The 19,953-nt window shown below is 34.7% G+C and carries 20 protein-coding genes and 1 tRNA gene; 16 read left to right on the top strand and 5 right to left on the bottom strand.

The window, feature by feature from the left end; translation table 11 throughout:
* Window positions 1-181 precede the first annotated feature (181 nt).
* Window positions 182-1,429 (top strand): dipeptidase, encoded by a 1,248-nt coding sequence (locus tag ACIQZ6_RS06275; protein ID WP_395809271.1) that lies wholly within the window; start codon window positions 182-184, stop codon window positions 1,427-1,429.
* Window positions 1,430-1,581: 152 nt separating this feature from the next.
* Here ACIQZ6_RS06275 and ACIQZ6_RS06280 read toward each other — a convergent pair whose 3' ends face one another.
* Window positions 1,582-2,490, bottom strand: a complete 909-nt coding sequence (locus ACIQZ6_RS06280; RefSeq protein ID WP_395809273.1) for an EamA family transporter — start codon at window positions 2,488-2,490, stop codon at window positions 1,582-1,584.
* A 516-nt stretch (window positions 2,491-3,006) separates the two neighbouring features.
* Here ACIQZ6_RS06280 and ACIQZ6_RS06285 point away from each other — a divergent pair.
* From ACIQZ6_RS06285 to ACIQZ6_RS06325, 9 genes are all read left to right on the top strand, one after another.
* Window positions 3,007-3,486 (top strand): transcriptional regulator, encoded by a 480-nt coding sequence (locus ACIQZ6_RS06285; RefSeq protein ID WP_395809275.1) that lies wholly within the window; start codon window positions 3,007-3,009, stop codon window positions 3,484-3,486.
* A gap of 396 nt (window positions 3,487-3,882) precedes the next feature.
* Complete coding sequence (locus ACIQZ6_RS06290; protein ID WP_395809277.1) at window positions 3,883-4,398, top strand: hypothetical protein; 516 nt, start codon at window positions 3,883-3,885, stop codon at window positions 4,396-4,398.
* 153 nt (window positions 4,399-4,551) lie between these two features.
* Complete coding sequence (locus ACIQZ6_RS06295; protein WP_395809279.1) at window positions 4,552-5,055, top strand: hypothetical protein; 504 nt, start codon at window positions 4,552-4,554, stop codon at window positions 5,053-5,055.
* Between the two features lie 551 nt (window positions 5,056-5,606).
* On the top strand, window positions 5,607-6,740 hold the full coding sequence (locus ACIQZ6_RS06300; protein WP_395809281.1) for a tyrosine-type recombinase/integrase: 1,134 nt from the start codon (window positions 5,607-5,609) through the stop codon (window positions 6,738-6,740).
* 281 nt (window positions 6,741-7,021) lie between these two features.
* The gene (locus ACIQZ6_RS06305; RefSeq protein WP_395809282.1) at window positions 7,022-7,183 is read left to right on the top strand and encodes a hypothetical protein; all 162 of its coding nucleotides are present in this window, start codon (window positions 7,022-7,024) and stop codon (window positions 7,181-7,183) included.
* Window positions 7,184-7,403: 220 nt separating this feature from the next.
* Window positions 7,404-9,122, top strand: coding sequence for an FG-GAP repeat domain-containing protein (locus tag ACIQZ6_RS06310; protein WP_395809284.1), 1,719 nt, complete (start codon window positions 7,404-7,406; stop codon window positions 9,120-9,122).
* Window positions 9,123-9,426: 304 nt separating this feature from the next.
* On the top strand, window positions 9,427-10,713 hold the full coding sequence (locus ACIQZ6_RS06315) for an FG-GAP repeat domain-containing protein (protein WP_395809285.1): 1,287 nt from the start codon (window positions 9,427-9,429) through the stop codon (window positions 10,711-10,713).
* Between the two features lie 282 nt (window positions 10,714-10,995).
* A complete protein-coding gene (locus ACIQZ6_RS06320; protein WP_395809287.1) occupies window positions 10,996-11,274 on the top strand; it encodes a hypothetical protein in 279 nt (92 codons plus the stop codon).
* 95 nt (window positions 11,275-11,369) lie between these two features.
* The gene (locus ACIQZ6_RS06325; RefSeq protein ID WP_395809289.1) at window positions 11,370-11,720 is read left to right on the top strand and encodes a hypothetical protein; all 351 of its coding nucleotides are present in this window, start codon (window positions 11,370-11,372) and stop codon (window positions 11,718-11,720) included.
* 134 nt (window positions 11,721-11,854) lie between these two features.
* On the opposite strand, the gene ACIQZ6_RS06330 is transcribed toward ACIQZ6_RS06325, so the two are convergent.
* A complete protein-coding gene (locus tag ACIQZ6_RS06330) occupies window positions 11,855-12,196 on the bottom strand; it encodes a DUF2493 domain-containing protein (protein ID WP_395809291.1) in 342 nt (113 codons plus the stop codon).
* A 514-nt stretch (window positions 12,197-12,710) separates the two neighbouring features.
* Here ACIQZ6_RS06330 and ACIQZ6_RS06335 point away from each other — a divergent pair.
* Both ACIQZ6_RS06335 and ACIQZ6_RS06340 read left to right on the top strand, forming a co-directional pair.
* On the top strand, window positions 12,711-13,514 hold the full coding sequence (locus ACIQZ6_RS06335; protein WP_395809293.1) for a hypothetical protein: 804 nt from the start codon (window positions 12,711-12,713) through the stop codon (window positions 13,512-13,514).
* Window positions 13,515-13,594: 80 nt separating this feature from the next.
* Window positions 13,595-13,954, top strand: coding sequence for a JAB domain-containing protein (locus ACIQZ6_RS06340; protein ID WP_395809307.1), 360 nt, complete (start codon window positions 13,595-13,597; stop codon window positions 13,952-13,954).
* A gap of 299 nt (window positions 13,955-14,253) precedes the next feature.
* On the opposite strand, the gene ACIQZ6_RS06345 is transcribed toward ACIQZ6_RS06340, so the two are convergent.
* Both ACIQZ6_RS06345 and ACIQZ6_RS06350 read right to left on the bottom strand, forming a co-directional pair.
* Window positions 14,254-14,327, bottom strand: a tRNA-Ile gene (locus ACIQZ6_RS06345).
* A 127-nt stretch (window positions 14,328-14,454) separates the two neighbouring features.
* On the bottom strand, window positions 14,455-16,233 hold the full coding sequence (locus ACIQZ6_RS06350) for a histidine kinase N-terminal 7TM domain-containing protein (protein ID WP_395809295.1): 1,779 nt from the start codon (window positions 16,231-16,233) through the stop codon (window positions 14,455-14,457).
* A 68-nt stretch (window positions 16,234-16,301) separates the two neighbouring features.
* Between ACIQZ6_RS06350 and ACIQZ6_RS06355 the strand changes: the two genes are divergently transcribed.
* Together ACIQZ6_RS06355 and ACIQZ6_RS06360 are read left to right on the top strand one after the other, a co-directional pair.
* Window positions 16,302-16,934, top strand: coding sequence for an HAD family hydrolase (locus ACIQZ6_RS06355; RefSeq protein ID WP_395809297.1), 633 nt, complete (start codon window positions 16,302-16,304; stop codon window positions 16,932-16,934).
* Window positions 16,935-17,096: 162 nt separating this feature from the next.
* The gene (locus tag ACIQZ6_RS06360) at window positions 17,097-17,279 is read left to right on the top strand and encodes an Mpo1-like protein (protein WP_395809299.1); all 183 of its coding nucleotides are present in this window, start codon (window positions 17,097-17,099) and stop codon (window positions 17,277-17,279) included.
* Window positions 17,280-17,288: 9 nt separating this feature from the next.
* On the opposite strand, the gene ACIQZ6_RS06365 is transcribed toward ACIQZ6_RS06360, so the two are convergent.
* Complete coding sequence (locus ACIQZ6_RS06365; protein ID WP_395809301.1) at window positions 17,289-18,476, bottom strand: proline dehydrogenase family protein; 1,188 nt, start codon at window positions 18,474-18,476, stop codon at window positions 17,289-17,291.
* A gap of 61 nt (window positions 18,477-18,537) precedes the next feature.
* Between ACIQZ6_RS06365 and ACIQZ6_RS06370 the strand changes: the two genes are divergently transcribed.
* On the top strand, window positions 18,538-18,744 hold the full coding sequence (locus ACIQZ6_RS06370; protein WP_395809303.1) for an RNA-binding S4 domain-containing protein: 207 nt from the start codon (window positions 18,538-18,540) through the stop codon (window positions 18,742-18,744).
* On the top strand, window positions 18,741-19,796 hold the full coding sequence (aroB, locus tag ACIQZ6_RS06375; RefSeq protein ID WP_395809305.1) for a 3-dehydroquinate synthase: 1,056 nt from the start codon (window positions 18,741-18,743) through the stop codon (window positions 19,794-19,796). The genes ACIQZ6_RS06370 and aroB overlap by 4 nt, the downstream gene beginning before the upstream one ends.
* The last annotated feature ends 157 nt before the right edge of the window (window positions 19,797-19,953 follow it).

Here is a 19,953-nt window from a genome sequence, read left to right on the forward strand (position 1 = left end):
TGAAAGCTGAAAGCGAAAAGCTGAAAGCAGAAAGCTAAAAGTAAAAAGCAAAATTTTGTTTAGTAAATATTAATACCATCTAACCAACTAACCATCTAACCAACTGACAACAGATAACAGATAACTGACAACTGATAACAGACAACTGATAACAGATAACAGACAACAGACAACTCAACACATGAAACGCCGAGACCTAATCAAGACTTTAACTCTCCTTCCGCTAGCAGGAAGTTTTCCATTCGATTCAATTTTTGCTGCTCCAGAAGGTGCTAAGCATGCACCCTATAATTTGCAGCATAAACCAATGCCCGATTTGCATCGAACTGCTTTTGTGATGGATGGACATACGCATGTGATGACCCGGGAACTGCTAATGGGAACCGATATCGGCCAGCGTTATACTGATGGGAACGTGGATCTGCCCAGGGCTAAAGAAGGTGGCATAGACGCGATGTTCTTTTCAGTGTATACTCCAGAACACTATTATCCCGGAAGGTTCGAGGTGAAAAATACATTTCGTGTGGTGAACCTTGCATTAGATCAAATAAAAAAGAATCATTCGCAGATCGAACTAGCACTAAATGCCTCTGATATTCAGCGCATTAATAAGAAAGGCAAAATGGCGGCTTTTCTTGATCTGGAAGGCCCTTGGGATATGGATGGAGATATCAACTTACTCCACTCACTTTATCGCTTAGGTCTTAGATCGATACAACTTCCTGCACATAATACCACCAATGCTTTCATAGATACCTGTAATGACGTAAGCCGCTGGGGTGGAATCAATGATCTGGGTAAAAAAATCATATCCGAAATGAATAGTCTTGGAATGGTAATTAACATTGCTCATGCCTCTAATGATGCCATATTGCAAAGTGTGGAGGCAAGTAAACATCCCTTAATATACAGTCATGGAGGATTTTACGGCATTGTACCTCATCCGCGGTGCATAACAGATGAAGCTGCAACAGCACTCGCAGCAAAAGGTGGTGTAATTGGTATCCACTTTGGTAGTCTCTTTAACAATCCTATTTACTGGAAATGGCAGCAAAGTCAAAAAAAATCAAACGAGACGAAGCCGGGAACAGTTCACGCTGCACCTCTAAAAACCATTGAAGACGTAGATAAGGAAGTATTGAAAGATGTTCCATTAAGTTTCAAAGGAACTATTCCTGAAGAATATTGGATGCATGTTGATCAGCTAGCTAAAGTGATTGACTATGGCGTACAACTAGTTGGCGAAGATCACATAGCCTTGGGTTCTGATTTAGATGGCGGTCCTGAATTGCCTCGTGAAATAAAAGATATTAGCGATTATCCACAGATTACCATGGCCTTGCAAAGGTTAGGCTACAGCGACTTGAGGATTAAAAAAATTCTGGGTTTAAACTGGCTAAGGGTGATCAAAGAGGTAACGGGGTCTTGATAGCAATCGGGCTGTGGTAAAAACTTACGAAATCACCTAGGAGACCGGAAAGAAGATTTCGTCAGTCGCGAATAAATCCGATTTGAGTGTATAGGTATTTCATATTTTAACAAGCCCACCCTTTTATTCATGTTTTTACATTAATTTTTAGTTTACAATCGAGCCCGTAAACCGGTTATTAGTGCCCTAACCTCCTTCTCAAGCAAGCCGATAATTAGCCCACCCAAAATAAATAAAGAAGCTAAAAATTTCCAAGATTGGATTTCTTCACCTAAATATAAGGCAGAACTGATGAAACCTACAACCGGCACCAATAGCGTAAAAGGAACAACAGCTGATGTAGAATAAGACTTCATTAAAAATGCCCAGGCACCATAACCGATATGCGTTGAGAAGTACACAATGTAAAATACAGCAGCGATGGCAGGCCATGACACCTGTTGAAGCGAACTCAAGATAACGACAGGCCCATCAAAAAAGAAAGAGACAAGAGCCATCACCGGGAAGGCTACCAAATTTCCCCAAACTACCAGTGCCAGGGGCGATTCTGAATGAATTTTCTTTGTAAATATATTACCTGCTGACCATGAAAAAGCAGCAAGTAACATCAAAATCAGACCCAATAAGGTACTCCCAGCATTTAAATGATAGCCCACAATACCAATTCCGATGAAAGAAACCAGTGAGCAAGCAATTTTGAAATTACTTGGACGGTCATGATAGAATAAAAAAGCAAGTCCCATTGAAAAGAAAACCTGAATCTGTAGAATAAGTGAGGCAAGCCCAGGAGATATGCCAAGTTTAATTCCGGTAAAGATAAGACCAAACTGCAAGGCAAAATTTAAGAGCCCATAATAGAAAATCAGCCTCAGTGGAGCTTTTGGCCTGGGCATGAAAAATACCCATGGCAAAGCCGAAAAACCAAATCGAAGAGCACTTAACAGAAAAGGCGAGAAACTCTGTAGCCCAATGTAAACTGCAACGAAATTAACGCCCCAAATTAATACGATGGTTAGAACCAATAAAAGATGCTTTGGTGTTAAATTTATTTTATTTCCCATTATTTTAACTCAACCTTAATCAGGATTTCGGCAAACCTAAATATTTTCATTGGTTAAATTAATAATTCATTTGACACTTGATATCTTATTATCTACCAACCGGGGTTCCCTCCTATCTAGGAGATGTGAGGTGGCTACTATTACAAATCGCATAAATGGGCTGGTTTAAATCCGGCTGGTTTAAAGTAGCCAGTTATGCTGAAAAGTGCCTAATAAACCCGAATTAAGATAAATACGCTTTTTTTGAGTGAACCCTTGTTTAATAAGTTTAATAAAGAAGATTGACTTAAGTGGCACTTTGCTATAAACGATATTTGCATGATTAAGACGTGTAGGCCTTGAAAGACAAGCGTTTAATGCTAGATTATTCATTTCTGTTAAGGTATATACTTATAAATTATGTCAATAATTGGCAACAACATTTTAAATCCAATACATGAATTAGGGTAATGCTATATTTTTAATAAACAATAATGTTTATTTTTTATTTATAAACATTATTGTTTACTTTTGATTATGGAACTGTCAATTGAAATGTACAAAGGAATTCATCCGGGCATTATATTAGAACGTGAGCTAAAAAAAAGAAACCTAAAAAAAGGTCCATTCGCTCTTTCATTACAAGAATACCCCCAGATTATTAATGATATAACCAAGGGCAGACGTGGGTTAACTCCTGCCCTATCCCTAAAAATTGATAGCGCATTGGGCTTCGAGGAAGGAACCATGCTCATTCTTCAGGCTTATTATGAAATTAAAAAGGAAAAGCAAAAAAGTGAATCAGGAGACTACCCCAACCTCTCTATTTTTCGAAAAATTCTTTTCTGGGATACCGACATCCATAAGATTGAATGGCATGAGCAATACAAAACTGTTATTCAGCGTGTATTTGAGCGTGGAAATGACGATGAGAAAAAAGAAATTCTCAGGTTCTATGGTAAAGAGAAAATAAAAGAAATTACTGGCAGCACCCGGATTACGAAGAACAAAATCTAGGTGATGGGTAATACAATAGCGATATAAGATTAATTCACATCTAGTTGGTTAGAGCAGCTTTGGGCTGTAAAACCAAATTCCCCTTCATGAAATAAAGTTTCTTCAATTTGTTCAGCCTGCCTGACGGTAGTCAGGGATGACATGTGCAGAGCGCCTAAGAAATTAATTAAAATAAAAAGAAAGTATTTTAATTAAATCGTTTACCCTAAGTTAATCTGTTAAAGAAAGTATAATAGAAATTCATTGCGCTTCAAGCATTAATATCTCTGTACATCCAACAAGGTTACAGTAAGCTTGCGGATAAGAATAAATTTGATGTTGAATAAAAAAAGTGGAGTCCAGACCCCACTTTAAAAAACGGGATCTTTATTATAAATATAATTTAACCAAAAAATTATGAAAAAATTATTGTTATGTATTCTTGTATCAGCATCATTGATTGCTTGTACATCAAAAGAAACCAAAACGGAGGGAGAAGATCCTAATATGGATTTGTATAGAGAAAATGCTAAGGTTGTAGATGCTGCATTTAAAGCATATAGTAAGAAAGACCTAAAAGAATTTGCAACTTACCAAGCTGATTCAATTAAGATTCATAGTGCTCAATTTGGTGGAAAAGATATGAATAAAGCTGAATTTTTAGATAGAAGTGCTAATATCTTTAAATTAATAAACAATATAAATGTAAAAGTTACTCTTTTACCCGGGGTTGATGAAGTTACTTTAAAACCAGATGGTTCTGTAAGAGCATATGTTATATGGTCAGCAGATTATGTAAATAATGCACCTGCAAGCGATTTGAAATCTTATTTTTCTCTAAAGCTAGATAAAGATCATAAAATTTATGACCATGATGAATATTTTGATGTTTCAGGTTGGTATCAGGTCGTAGCCGCTGCACCTAGTAAATAAGTATAAAGTTTTATCAAATAGAGAAGAGACCTCTGGAAATTGGTATCTCTTTTTTCTGATTCCTTTTCTCAATAAGATCTTGTCAATATATGGAGCTCAGACCCCAATTAAAAAACGGGATGTTTATTATAAATATAATTTAACCAAAAAATTATGAAAAAATTATTGTTATGTATTCTTGTATCAGCATCATTGATTGCTTGTACATCCAAAGAAACAAAAACTGAAAAAACAGGCACTGTAACTACTTCGGGCCCAGATGTAGATTTAATTAAAAAAAGTATTACAGCATTTGCCAATGGCGACTGGGCTACTTACGCTTCCACTTATGCCGATACTGCAAAATCGTATCATAATATTTGGCCATCTAATACTGATTCAACAGTGGGTGTAAAAATTCCAGCACTTATTGAAGTCTTCAAAAAACAAAGAGAATTAATGGATGGTAAATTAACTATGGGGGGCACTATTTATGAAGTAGTCACAATGCCTGATGGAAGCAAGTATGGCCATGTTTGGGTTGATTTTACTTGGAAAAACAAAAAAGGAGAAGTAAGTAAAACTGTACTTTTTGATTCTTATGGTATTAATAAAGACGGAAAAATTTCTTTCGAGTGGCCTATTTATGATACCAAAGATGTTGTGAATCTTAAGTAATGTAAATCGTCAACATAAAGTGGACTCAATTTAATTTCTTGAATTTTTTAAAAAATATGAATCTAAACCCAGTGCCCAAAAGCACTGGGTTTTTTATTTAAACACTAGGGCAACAAAAATATTATCAAAAATACACGTGAGCCATAAACGAGCATTAATCAGCTGCAAAATAATTAAGGATTCAAATGAGGCATTATACATTTTAGAAATAGCATTCCCAAAAAAGACTATGAATTTGAAAAATATTTTGCGCTATTGTAGTTGAGCAGAGCAAACAGAGTTCAAATACTCAAAAAGCCATAAAAAACAAAAACCCCAGATTGCTCTGAGGTTTAAATTTTGTGCGCCCACCTGGGCTTCCCTCCTATCGTCGGGATAAACTTCTCACCCAAATAGGCAAAAAACTCGTTGAGTTGCTTTTTTGTGCGCCCACCTGGGCTCGAACCAGGGACCAAAAGATTATGAGTCTTCTACTCTAACCAACTGAGCTATGATTAAACCCAGATTTTAACCCAATCCCCTCGAAGTGAGTCAGTAAATGAGTCAATTCGATGTATACTGAACCCAAAATCTTTAGTTCTGAAGATTTAAAAAAGAGAACCTATATTCTATTTTATTTAAATGGTAAAAGAATACGTATTTACAATGGTAATTTATTGGACAAGGATATTCACCCTAATAGGGCTATTAACCTAAATGATCGAAGTAAATCACTTAATGAGTTATTATTTGAATTAAAAACTGCTTTAAGGAATAACACATTCAAACTAGAACTAGATATACCTCAGCATGTCGAGAGAAGCTACATGACTGAAGAGATCTTTACCATTGCACTGAATAATAAACTGGACACTGATATCAGTTTAGAGTATAAACGAAACCTAAAGTATATTCATAGTGATTTAATGAACTTTTTAACACCTGCTGAAAAGCAAGCAGAAGTTCATCAATTAAAAGTATCTAGAATTGAGGCGTTTTTAAGCAAATATAATTCTTCAGGCACTTACTACATGAATAAACGTAGGGATTTGAGCGTAATGTTTTCAGCAGTCAGCAAGCTTCTTCAACAGCCTCTACCCTTAGTTAAAAATACCAGCACTAGGAAAACGAAAAGTAAACTCCATAAGATTTACGAAACAGAGCAATTAAAGGCAGTTTTAGCTTATTTAAAGGCACATCACCAACATCTATACTTATGCTGTTTAATTACTTACGGATGCTTCCTTAGGCCTCATAAGGAAGTGAGAAATCTTACATCTGGTCACTTCAAGAAAAACATCACTGAAATTCATCTATCTGGAAGTGAAAATAAAGGAAAGAAGGTTAGAGTTGTTTATATTCCTGATTATGTCAGGAATGAATTAGCACTTCTTCTACCCTCTTTAAAAGCTACTGATAATATTTTTTCAAAGAATGTTAATGCTTACAATGAGGCATATTTTAATACTGCCTGGACTAGATGCTGGAAGAAAATGTTCAAACTTGGAATAGTTCAGAAGAATCATACTGTTTATTCTTTCAGACACACTGCTGCTGTGAATGTTTACAATCGAAGTAAAGATGTGAACTTGTTAAAAAGCCTATTAGGTCATTCCAGCATACTGGTCACACTTAAGTATCTACGTGGTTTAGGTGAATACAACGAGGAGATTTTTAAAGATGCTGCTCCTAGATTGGAATTTTAAACTTATGCTGTTGATGAAGTGAATTTGCTTGTAATAGCTCCTTTACCTAAGGACTAGTTGAATGGTTAGATTAAACGAGCTTTTGAAAATACTAAACAGCTGATTTACAATAATATGACACTTTATAATAACCAAATTAATTATAAAAAAATAAGCTGTTTGGTTAGTATTTAAAGGAGATTTAAGATGCATAATTACTGGTTTCAAAACAGTGTTTTATGGCAGATGAATTCTACTATTTCTTTGTCCCGCATTCCTACTAATCACTTACCAAAAACCAAATGAACACGAAAGAACAATACATTATTGAGTACCTGAATTGTAAAAAAGACTTCCAGAAGGATTCTGTAGAATTCAAAGGAATACAGGCTTATGAGGAAGCTGTAACATGGGGTAAAAAGAACCTGGAGAACTTCCACCTAGATATGATTAAAGTTGTTTGATTTGTATATTATTTAAATTCTTCAAATAACGGAAGTATTAATGAAGAATGAAAATCTTATAAATTTTGGAATCATAAACTATGAGATTAAAAATTCTACATTTAATTGGCTGAACTTTGGGGAAGTCTACAGTATTCCAATTCTAAATATGAATATTGGTCAGTTGTTATTAGAAAATCTATATTTTGCAATAGTCAAAGAATAGATTAAAATTCATACTATGAAAAAAGTAATTTTTGCACTTTGTATACTAGTTGCAATCTCCTGTAGGAAAATGGAAGCTCCCATTACCCCAACATTATCAGTTCAAGAAGAAGCTATTAAATTCACCACCAATTTGGATACTGGAACATATAATGTGGCAGATACATTGCCACTTGTTATAACAGTAAGTTCTAAAATCCCAACTTTAGGCGTTTTATATGCTATTACATCTACATGGACTGATAGTACAAAACAGATATATAAGCTAGACACAACACTGAATCAAGGAAGTCTTAGTGTAAAGATTCCAGGTCACCAAAAATCAGGTAGTTACGCTTTATCTATAAGTGTTACTTCTAAATCTACCTCTAGCAATACAATCAATAAAATTATACCCATTGTAAATAACCCATTAGGGAGATTTATGGGGTATAAAGTAGATTTAAATGCTTTAGCCTTGTCAAGACAAAAAGATTTTGGAAAATCATATTGGGAAAACTTACCAATTCCAGCAGACCTTTTTGTAGGAGCATTTCAAAAAGGAGTTAAAATACTCACAGGGCCATTTGGAAATGGAAAATATGAATATTCTAGTACACTGTTTGCAATAACCTTGGGTGATTTTAATAATGATGGTTGGATAGATATTTTTAATGCAGGTGGTGCTTGTAGGGGCAAAGCGGCCTTCCTATCATTTTTAATTTGGAACCCAACAACAAAAAAATTTGAAGAAAAAAACCTAATTAACGATAACACTAATTATATAGGTGGCCCAACGGGTGCAATCCCACTTTATTTAAATGCAGATAATTATTTAGATGTTGTGATAATCGGACATGAAGATGAATGTGAAGCGGGAAATTTTCCAGAAAGGAGTAAAATTTTACTTAGTGATGGTAATGGAAAGTATAAACTAAGTGAACTAATTTTGGAGCCCTCTTTTTTACATGATATGTTTGGTTATGCAACTGGTAGTGTAGGTAAGGTGAACAATGACAATTTTCCTGATTTAATTCTAGCTGCAAATACACATACTTATATTTTTTGGGGAACTCCAAATTTCCCATATTTTACAAATGAAAATTTTGCACATTTCGCTTCGGATACCACAAATTTTAAATCTAACAACGGCTTTGGAGAAGTTGTTCCAGAGGGCTCAGGAAATGTATATAGGGCATGGGCTTCGGATATCAATAATGACGGTAAAAATGACTTGCTACTAGGAACAACTGAAACCACTTTAACACCAAATCGTTATTTGACAAATTTGGGGTCAGGAAAATTTAATCAAACTTCAATTATAAATTTACCTGTCCGAAATATAAAAAATGCAGAAAGAATTGATTACATCACTGATGATTTTAATGGAGACGGTCTTAATGATTTAATAGGTTTAGACTGTATTTATTCAGACAATGGAGCTCAGTCATGGGAGCTTGTGCCATATATTCAGCTACAAAATGGCAGCTTTATAATTGATAAGAATTTAATACAGTACACAATTAATTTAAATAGTAGACCTAATTCTAAATGGAAACTGGTATACGCTGATTATAATAAAGACGGGAAGAAAGATATTGGTACAATTGATTCAGGTTTTATGCCAACGCTTGATCCTAATAATGATATGAAAAAGAAAACAGTTTTTATTAGATCGGGAAATAAATTTATCGAAACAGACTTTTATCAATTTGATCCTTATGCTAAATCTATTTTAACAAACATTATAAAATAATTCTAATACACTGAATATCTGAATTGCAAAAAAGGGCTTTCAGAAGGATTCTGTACAATTCTAAATTATAGATATGATGGTACTTGGAAAGGAGATCGTCATTAAAATTGGAAGCTGTAAATACCATTTACCAACTTTAAATTGAAAAATTAGTGAAAACATGAACCATTCATACCCTCGAACCACTACCCTTCACTACTTGCATAACTTTGAGTTTGATTCAGATGTTGATGTGAATGATGTTTAATTATAAATTATTAATATATTTAAATTACCCCTCAAAGGATAGATTAAAACTTAAACGATGAAATTATTTATAATCCTGATCTTAGGAATTGTATTATTAGAATCCTGTGCAAAAACTGAAGTTGATACTAGTTCGATAAATCCCGTCATAACGAATCCAAGTTTAAAAATTTATACTAATAATACTTTAGACTCATTTTCAGTTATTAATAAAACTACCTCTTGGTATACTACTACAAGAGCAATGACTGAACTATTTGACGTCTTCTTATGCAAGTATTGGGGCTTTGAGTTTTTAGCAGATGGAACGCTATTACCTTACAACACTTACACAACGAATACGTGGAGTGCATCTAAAAGTTATTATTGGAATGATTTAGGTACTTATTTATATACAGACTTTAACGGTGATGGCAAGAAAGACCTTTGGGCATATTATTATAAACACCCTTGGCCTACAAATGCATTAGGCCTTCATCTGTATTCAGAATACGAAAAAAATCCAAATATATACGATTTACAAATTGGGTTAACTCAAGTTAGAAAATGCGTGGTCTCTGATATGGATAATGATAAGTCACCCGATATTATGCTATTTTCTTCAGGTTATGATGGCATGCCATTCCCTGGAGATTCTTTGGCAATTTTTTATCCTAAGAATGCTAAATATCAATTCTTAAGCAAAGACATAGGTTACTTCCATGGCGGCGCAACTGGTGATATAAATAATGATGGACTTATAGATATTATTGCCTATTCAGGAGCAAGTGCAACAATTCCAAAGCATCCTACTTGCTATATCAATAAAGGTGGGCAAACATTTGAGTTGAACAACAAGGTTTTTAAAAACTTTACTGGAATGGACAATTATTATACTGTAGAACTTTTTGATATAAATAATGATGGAAAATTAGACTTGTTTTTAGGGTCCTCAAAAACTTTAAGAGTTATTCCCAACATAAATGGAGATTTCGATAGGTCAAAAGCAATTGATTTATCAGTAGATTCAACATTAGAATTAATGGATCTTGCTTTTTTAGATTTTAATTTTGATGGAAAAAAAGATGTACTAACCATTAGTAATAAAAAAGGTTACAATGGTTACGGATTAAGATTATACCTTAATACTGTAAATGGATTTGTCGAAGACACTAAATCATATTTTGATGTAACAGATGGAGAAGGTAAGAATGCCTGGATTAAATGGATTCGATTATTTGATTACGATCTAGATGGCGATATTGATGTTGTCGCTGATGGGCTGTTTGGTGACTTAAATGGAAGTAAAGGCAAAAGGATTTATTGGAGAAATGATGTAGGAAAATTTCACCAAACAAAGATTTAGAAATAGCTAGTGGAGTTACTATTAAAGATTTTTAAATTGTAGCTGGTAGTGGTATTTTTAAAGGAGATCTTAGTGTAGCTGAAAAAATAACAACAACTGAATTATTTTCAACATACATATCATCATCATTAATATACGCAAGTAGTTCAAATAAATTTGGTGATACATAAGGAAATTGGGGAAATTGGAAGTTCAGTGTTCCACAGACTGTTTTGTTCTCTAAAATAACTCTTTCTACCAAAATTCATTTAATTTCTAAACGACGATTATTAATTTTAAGTGATGAGATACGAAGATGAGTGCTTTCAAGAAGATTTATGTCTCAAAGCCTTAGCAGAAATCAATTCTGACCATTTTTCAGATAAAACTTGGTTAATTAAATATTTCGAACTTTACAAGCAAACGCTAAATTGGCCTAAGGATTTACCACCAATAGGAAGGAGTAGTCTTGTTAAAGGAACATTAAAAGAAAAGTTTCATTTAACATATCCTCAAATTCTTAAGGAATTGGAATATGTATATATCATGGACAATGAAGATCAGACCTTGGAAATTTATTAACTTTTAGTAGGCTGATACAATAAAAACGTTATTTAATTTCCAATAAAAAGAGATTGAGTTTTCAATAGCAACTCAAATTTTAGTAATATTGATATATGACCATCCAATCGTATCTCGATACCTTAAATCTTCGTTATAAAACAGGCATTAGCAGGGAACATACCTATAGAGGGGATCTGCAAACCCTTTTAATGACTATCCTTCCTGACATTCTGGTGACAAATGAGCCAGCAAGAGTAGCTTGTGGTGCACCAGATTACATGCTCACACGCAAAATCAACAAGAGTTCAAATCTAACTAATTTTAGCACCCTAATACGGGGTAGCAATACACTTTCCACTTGGGCTCTTGACACAATGGGATCCTATACCAGACTGACCACAATAACTGCATTTTCCAGCTTTAGGGACTACGCATTTAGATATTGGACTCTTGGCACAGAATGATCCTGCATTTTGGCCATATCCACAATAACTACATTTGCCCTCATTAATAACTACACATTGCGAATTGGGACTTTTAGAACAGTATGATCCTGCATTCTGGCCATATCCACAATAGATACATTTTGACATATAATTTATTGATTAACTATAAGATAGGGTTTATTCATTTTTACACAAAAATCAATCGAACTTTTGGTTCCTTTTGAAATACCATCCCAAAATGCTATACAGTAGTCACATGATTCGATGATCTTCCTGTTCCTCAAAATACCAGCCGACTTACCATACTTTTCCCATTCAGGTTTAAATATTTTTGTGGCTACGTTATTTTCTTCAGCCCATTTTTGTGCCAGTAGATCAGCCCCCTTAGCACCTCCAGATACCATTAATTCTATTTCATCCTTCAGCTCTTCAAGCTTTTTATGTACTAATTCTCTGTTTGTTAATGTTCTACTTCCAATTACGGCTAGTTTCATTGTTTATTGGTGTAAAGTTATCAAATGCTCAATTTTATTCAGTTCTTCCCAAAGCTCTGAAACATTAACCTTGATGCCTAGTTTGTTGTACGCATCTGGTTCTCTTCTGAATTTGTGTTTCAATTCAGATTGTTATCCTTAACATCGGGTAAAATTGAATTGCCTTTGGGATTTGTTTCAGGATGGTTGAATTTGTACCAGAAGTACTGGAGATCCATTACGTTGTACTTGGTGAGAAAATAACCCATTTTGGTTTTGTTGAATGATGTATTACCCACCAATTATAAGCTAATATAACTATTTTTCATATCTTGAGGATCAATTTTGTTCACTTTTACAGCTTTTTAAACTTGTTGAGGGTAATCTTTAGATAAGATTAGTAATCTGGAGTTGCTTTAATTCTCACAGTACCGCATGTGTCTCATTGAACATCACTTACCATCGTTTTTTTTGCTTAATAAACGAGAGGATGTATCTTTAATACACTTCACCAAATTGTATAGATAAATTAGATATGAAAATTGACAGGGCTTTGTTAGAGGAATACATGAATACCTTCTATGGTTACGGTAATTTAAAGGGCAAATATTGGTTCATCGGCATGGAAGAGGGTGGTGGAAATAGCATTGAAGAAATAATTTCACGGTTAGAAATTTGGAAAAACGCTGGGAAACCTACACTCTTGGATAATTATCAATTCCACTCGTTAATTAGAGGAGCTGGTGACTCAACATTTGATAGATTCTTTAAAGGAGACAAAAGCACATATCAGAGGACTTGGGGCGGTCTAATCAAGTTATTACTATGCTATAAGGGCGAAAATGAGTTGAATTTGAAAGATATAAAATGCTATCAGTCTGATGAACTCGGGAGACATGACTCTGAAAATTGTTTAATTGAACTTTTCCCATTACCATCACCTGGAGTAGGTGCATTTAACTATTCAAAATGGACGGATATAGAATATTTAAAGTCGCGTGAGACCTACAAACAACAGCTAGCAGAAATCCGAGTCCAGCAATTGAAGACTTTGATTTCAACACACAAACCTGAACTTGTTGTATTTTATAGTTTTAGCAATGATTACATCAAGTCGTGGTCTGAAATAAGTGGAATAAATTTCGAGAGTATCCAGGTGGAAAATCTGGATATAAATGCAAAGCCTGGTGCAAAGATTGCATTTTCTGATATGACATGCTTTACGGTTATTTACCACCCAACTTATAGAGGTATTGACAACAACTATTACAGGAATATCGGATCATTGTTGAAAAAATACAAACAAGAGAATGTATTTAATCAATCAGGTTCAAAGTAGCACTACTGAAGTGCCTTTTTGAAGCAAAATCGATTGAAAACTAAAACAGCTATAACCATTCAATCAATCTCAAATCCAGAATTACAGCTGACACTTATGAAGTTCTACAAAGCTTGTTCTCAGCAGATACCATATCACTGCAGGAACAATTCGTAGTGCTTTATTTAAACAGAGCAAACAGAGTGATAGGATCTTATCAACTATCTAAAGGAGGCATCACAGGCACTATTGCAGATGTTAGATTGATATTATCTGTAGCCTTAAAAACGCTTGCTACAGGGCTGATATTAGCTCATAATCACCCATCTGGAAGCCTAAAGCCTTCTGAAGCTGATAAGCAGATTACAAACAAAATCAGACAGGCTGCAAAACTCCTGGACATTGAACTAATAGATCATATCATTATGCGTAGTGAAGGTTATTATAGCTTTGCTGATTAAGGGGTACTATTTTAATCTTTTCTATCCCAAAGTGAGTCAGTACAAGAGTCAAATTTCACTTAAATTAGCAGCTAATCCACCCAACTGTTAACCCGACTCATTGAGGAAAATGTTCTTTAAAATCTGGAAATAGTAAAGGAAAAAAGCGTTCAAATACTCAAAAAGCCATAAAAAACAAAAACCCCAGATTGCTCTGAGGTTTAAATTTTGTGCGCCCACCTGGGCTTCCCTCCTATCGTCGGGATAAACTTCTCACCCAAATAGGCAAAAAAAAAGCAACTCGTTGAGTTGCTTTTTTGTGCGCCCACCTGGGCTCGAACCAGGGACCAAAAGATTATGAGTCTTCTACTCTAACCAACTGAGCTATGGGCGCTCATTCTACCAATAGGCAGCATGATTTGAGGATGCAATTTTACACAAATCCATTGGAATTCTAAAATTGAATTTAGTAAATCTTTAACAGGCCTGATTTTAGTTAAATACCTTAGCGGTTGAACAATTTAACGATCCAAAAGTTCTTGATTTACAGGCGAATTAGGAATCTGTACAAAAAACTTAGTCCCTACACCTATTTCACTCTCTACCCAGATTTTTCCACTATTCTTCTCAATAAAATCTTTGCAAAGCAATAAACCAAGCCCGGTTCCTTCCTCGTTGTTCGTACCCCTTGTAGTAAAAGTTTCCTGTTCAAATAACATGCTTTGATTTTGTAAAGAGATTCCAACACCTGAATCAGAGATACACATAATAAAATCTTTCCCCTTGATTATGGAAGTGATCTCAATACTTCCTCCGCGTTTAGAGAATTTAATCGCATTCGATAACAGGTTTCTCACAATAAGCTGAATCATATCCATATCGGCATAAACCATGCTAAATGGATCTAAATTATTTTCAGTGGTGATTTCCTTTTCTTTGATTACATTTTCAAATAATCTGATAATATTGTCAGTAATACCCTTAAAATTAAAATAAAGGGGCTTAATAATTTCACCCTGAAGCTGACTCCTTGACCAGAATAATAAATTTTCTAATAATCCGGTGGTATAACTAATATTATTAGATAATTTGGGGATAAATAATTTGAATTCAGCATTCGAAATTATTCCTGAATTCATCATTTTAATTACTTCATTCAAATTGATAAGCGGGCCTCTGAGGTCATGCGCAATAATCGAGAATAGGCGATCTTTTAATTTATTCGTCGCAATAAGCTGTTCAGATTGAATCCGAAATTGATTTTCGATCCCAACCTGTTCAGTAATATCCCTGGTCAGGATAATTAGTCCATTATACGTATTCTTTTTTTCAAAGAATGCTGTAATACTCACATCCAGGAAAATAGGATATCCATTTCGCTGAAGCTCAATTTTTAACCTCCCATCTTTTCTACCAATGATATACTCCAATAATTCGGGCTGATTAGGAAAAATAGAATCAATATTCTTTCCAATCAGACTTTCGCCTGAAATAGAAAGTATCAACTTTATTTCACGATTAAGATCAACGATCCTGTCTAGGTAATCCATAACGATCAGACCCTCTTTCATCGCTTCTAGAACTTTCTCCCTGGCAATTGGTATAATATCAAGTAACCTGAACCTGATAAATCCAACACTAAGCATAAACATTGTTATAACAAATGCAAATGGAGTAATATCGATATGGCCCATAGGCCTGAAACCAAGAAAATAGACAAGGTTAGCAAACCAAGGAATAAATGCTGCTAATAAAATAATCAGATTATGACGCTTAAATACAGGTTCTGAATTCCTGTATTTATTGATTAGCATAACTACACCCAATGCCAACAGAATATAAAAATAAGTTGTATACACAAAATACCATACGCCAAATTCAAGTTTTAATAAAGGAAAAGATCCTGAACTATCTATAGAAACGGTTTTAAAATACAGATGGTGAAAATTATTGGTCCAAACTAACAAGAGAGTGATTATTGGAATAATAATGATCCAAATAAAGTTCTTGGTATTTATATACCTATCTCGCCCAGTAAATTTCATAATGAACAGCAACCAGAATGCAGGAATAAGTACTATAACTAGGTATTCAATATTTTGCCAAAATAACATTTGCTCCAAAGTGGTACTTGAAAGTTCAAATCCATAACTTAGTGACCAAGTTCCAATACTAAATAACAAGTAACCAAACCAGCGGACAACCAGTTCATACCTACGAAAAATGCGAATGCATAAATACAGTGTTATGAGCCCGCATAAAATGAGGATTATGGAAAAAGAATTCGGGATAAAAATCATGAATGAGATTTGAAATACTAGTAATACGGCGAGGCTGTATTTAGTCTTTAAAAATAAGAAATAATTTTATGAATAAATTAAAAAATATAATTTTTGATTATGGTAATGTAATTTTTACGATAGACTTTAACCGGGCACAGCATAGTTTTTCTGAATTAGGAATAAAAAATGTGGCCCAGTTTTTTTCACATAAAGCCCATAATCCAATCTTTGATCGGTTTGAGCAGGGATTTATTTCTGCGGCAGAATTTAGAGCGGGAATTAGAGAATTCTCAGGAATTTCAAGCCTAACCGATACCGAAATAGATCATGCCTGGAACTCCTTATTGATTGGAGTACCAGAACCTAATCATGACCTTTTACTGCTAGCGAAAAAAAAATACAGGACATTCCTGTTGAGTAATAACAATGAGATCCACTATAACTGGATCATGAATTATTTGAAGAGAGAACATCAATTAGAATCAAATGCTATCTTTTTTGAAAAAGATTATTATTCACATTTGATGAAAATGCGTAAACCTAATCCTGAAATTTTCGAATATGTATTAAAGGAACATCAGCTAGATCCTGCCGAAACTCTTTTTATAGATGATAGTCCGCAGCACCTGAAAACCGCAGCATCGCTTGGAATGCAAACTCACCTTCTTACAGCAGACGAAAGTCTGCAGAGCTATTTATACTCATCAGGCTTGTTATAAGTTAATTGAAAATTGTTTAAATTAGATCATACAAAAGCAACGATTTAGCACGCTTAAAGAATTTTATCCCTTTTATCTAGAAGAACATAGTCATTCAACTAGCAGAATTCTTCAATTATTGGCACCTCGCTTGTTCTTTTATTAATCCCAACTGCTTTGATCATGAATCAAGCAAAGGTATTATTACTCATCCCAGTTGTTGGGTATGGTTTTGCATGGGTTGGTCATTTCTTTTTCGAAAAGAATAAACCGGCTACCTTTCAATATCCGGGCTATAGCCTTGCTTCAGATTTTATCTTATTCTGGGATCTGCTTCGTAGAAAAGAAAAAAATTTTAATAAATAACCACCAATTTTAACTCCTGCGCTTCTTTTCAAGTTCAATTAAACGAAGTTCCCTGCCCATTTGGCCAGCAACAGAGGTATTCTCTTCTGCCCTTCGAAAAAGATAAGGCATGACAGCTTTAACAGGCCCATAAGGAACATATTTAGTTACATTATAGCCAACAGATGAAAGATTGAAGCTTAAATTATCGCTCATTCCTAAAAGTTGAGAAAAATAAACATGCTCATGATTATGTGGGATGTCTTTTTCATCTAGAAGCTCGGCCAAAATCCGGCAACTTTGTTCATTATGTGTTCCTGCAATAAAAGAGATGATTTCAATTTTACTGATGCAATATTGAAGGGCTAGATCATAATCTTGATCTGTAGATTCTTTATCCTTATGAATTGGTGATGGGTAATTAAACTCTACCGCACGTTTACGTTCCTTTTCCATATAGGCTCCACGAACTAACTTGGCTCCCAGAAAAAAATGTTCAATGCTAGCAGTTTTTGCATCTGCTTTCAGTGACTCAAGCTTATCGTTTCGATAAAGTTGATACGTATTAAAAACAATTGCCTTTGTCTGATTATACTTGCGCATCATGTCCAATACCAATGAATCAATCGTATTTTGTATCCAGGTTTCTTCAGCATCTACCATTACCCTAACATCCAGATCATGTGATAAGCTAGCTATCTGATCTAATCGGTTTTTAAAACGGACAAATTCTGCTGTTTCATCTTCATTCAAGAGCTGCTTTTTATCTAGTTTTTCAAGCAATCCAAATCTGCCAAGACCGGTAACTTTAAATACTGTTAAAGGAATTCGTTCATCCCCATTGGCATGTCTAATGGTGTTCTTAATTTCTTCACAGGTAGCATCGAACACCATTTCATCGTCTTCACCCTCCACAGAATAATCGAGAATAGAACCCACTTTTCCTGCATGAAGCTGACTAACGGTTTGTTCACATTCATCAATACTCTCTCCGCCGCAAAAATGTTGAAAAATGGTATTCTTAATTAAAGATGTAATTGGCAAGCCTATGTTAAGTGCAAAATTGGTGATCGGCGGGCCGATCTTTGTCAGAAAATTTATACTGATCAACTTAAACAGCCAATAGGCTCGTTTAAGGTCGGCATCCGTTTTTCCACGGAAAGCGATCTCTGTATTATCAAAAGAAAGACTAGTGCGCTTCAACTTGGTTTGTTGCATGTGCAAAGGTAGAAATATTGAGACATTTACATACGAATGCGAAAATTTGTAAGTTTGCTACATGCTTGATTTTACATTAGAAGGAGAATTCATCCACCTGATTCAATTACTGAAGGCCGCCAACATCGTTCAAAGTGGCGGCGAGGCTCAAATGATTGTTTCAGAAGGTGAAGTAAAATACAACGGTGAAGTAGATTACCGCAAACGTTTAAAAGTAAGGCGAGGTGATATTGTAGAGTGCAGAGGTAAAGTAATAAAAGTTAAATGAAACCCATAGAAAGCATCAGTTATTCTGTTTATTTTGAAAACAGCCTGCAGGAGTTAAGTCAATTTCTAATTGAAAGCAAGTACAGCAAAATTTTTGTACTGGTTGACAGTAATACCGAAATTCATTGCCTGCCGCTTTTACAAGACGCCTTAGGTGATCTTGAATTCGACATGATCGAAGTAACCCCTGGCGAGGAGAATAAAAATATTGATTTCTGTATTGGTATCTGGAGAATGTTACTTGATTTTGGAGCCGACAGAAATAGCATCTTAATCAATCTTGGTGGCGGTGTTATAACAGATATGGGTGGGTTTGCCGCCTCAACCTTTAAGCGCGGAATTGATTTTGTTCAGGTTCCTACTACCTTACTATCCCAGGTTGACGCTTCAATTGGAGGTAAAACCGGAATCGATATGGAGAATGTAAAAAATATCATCGGCACATTCACCCAACCAAAGGCTGTTTTTATCAATAACGGATTCTTAAGTACTCTTGACCAAAGAGAGCTCCGTTCGGGATATGCCGAAGTGGTAAAACACGGGCTGATCTATGACTTTTCGTTGTTTGAAAAACTGAAAAATATTAAACCTGCCGAGCTAAGCCCTGAGATTATTTATCGTTCTGTTGAAATCAAAAATGAAGTAGTAATTTCTGATCCATTTGAAAAAGGAATCAGAAAGATCCTCAACTTTGGGCATACTATTGGACATGCTGTAGAAAGTTACTCTTTACACCATGATAAAAAACCACTGCTGCATGGAGAAGCCATTGCAATCGGATTTGTTTGTGAAGCATACCTTTCAGCAAAGAAAAACGGTCTTCAAAAATCAGAACTTCGTGAAATCTTAGAAACAATCAGAACTGTTTATCCTGCCTATAAAGTAAAGAAAAACAGTTATAATGATCTTATCGAGATTATGAAGAATGATAAAAAGAACAATGCCGGAAAGATTAGTTTTTCACTTCTGAGTGCCATTGGCAAATGCAACTTCGATATTTACTGCACCGAAGAGGAAATCATTGAAAGTCTTGATTTTTATACAACTTACTAATTCACCTCACAGTGTGGCATCAACAAAGCCGACTTACGAAATCACCTCACCAAGCGGAAAAAAAGATTTCGTCAGTCGCTAAACAGAAAAGCGACTGACGAATTTATCCAACCTATCGGATAGGCAAATTCGTAAGTCAAAAACCGACTTACGAAAT

Origin of the sequence: Daejeonella sp. (assembly GCF_044348475.1) — a bacterium.
In the GTDB taxonomy this organism is placed as follows: Bacteria; Bacteroidota; Bacteroidia; order Sphingobacteriales; family Sphingobacteriaceae; genus Daejeonella.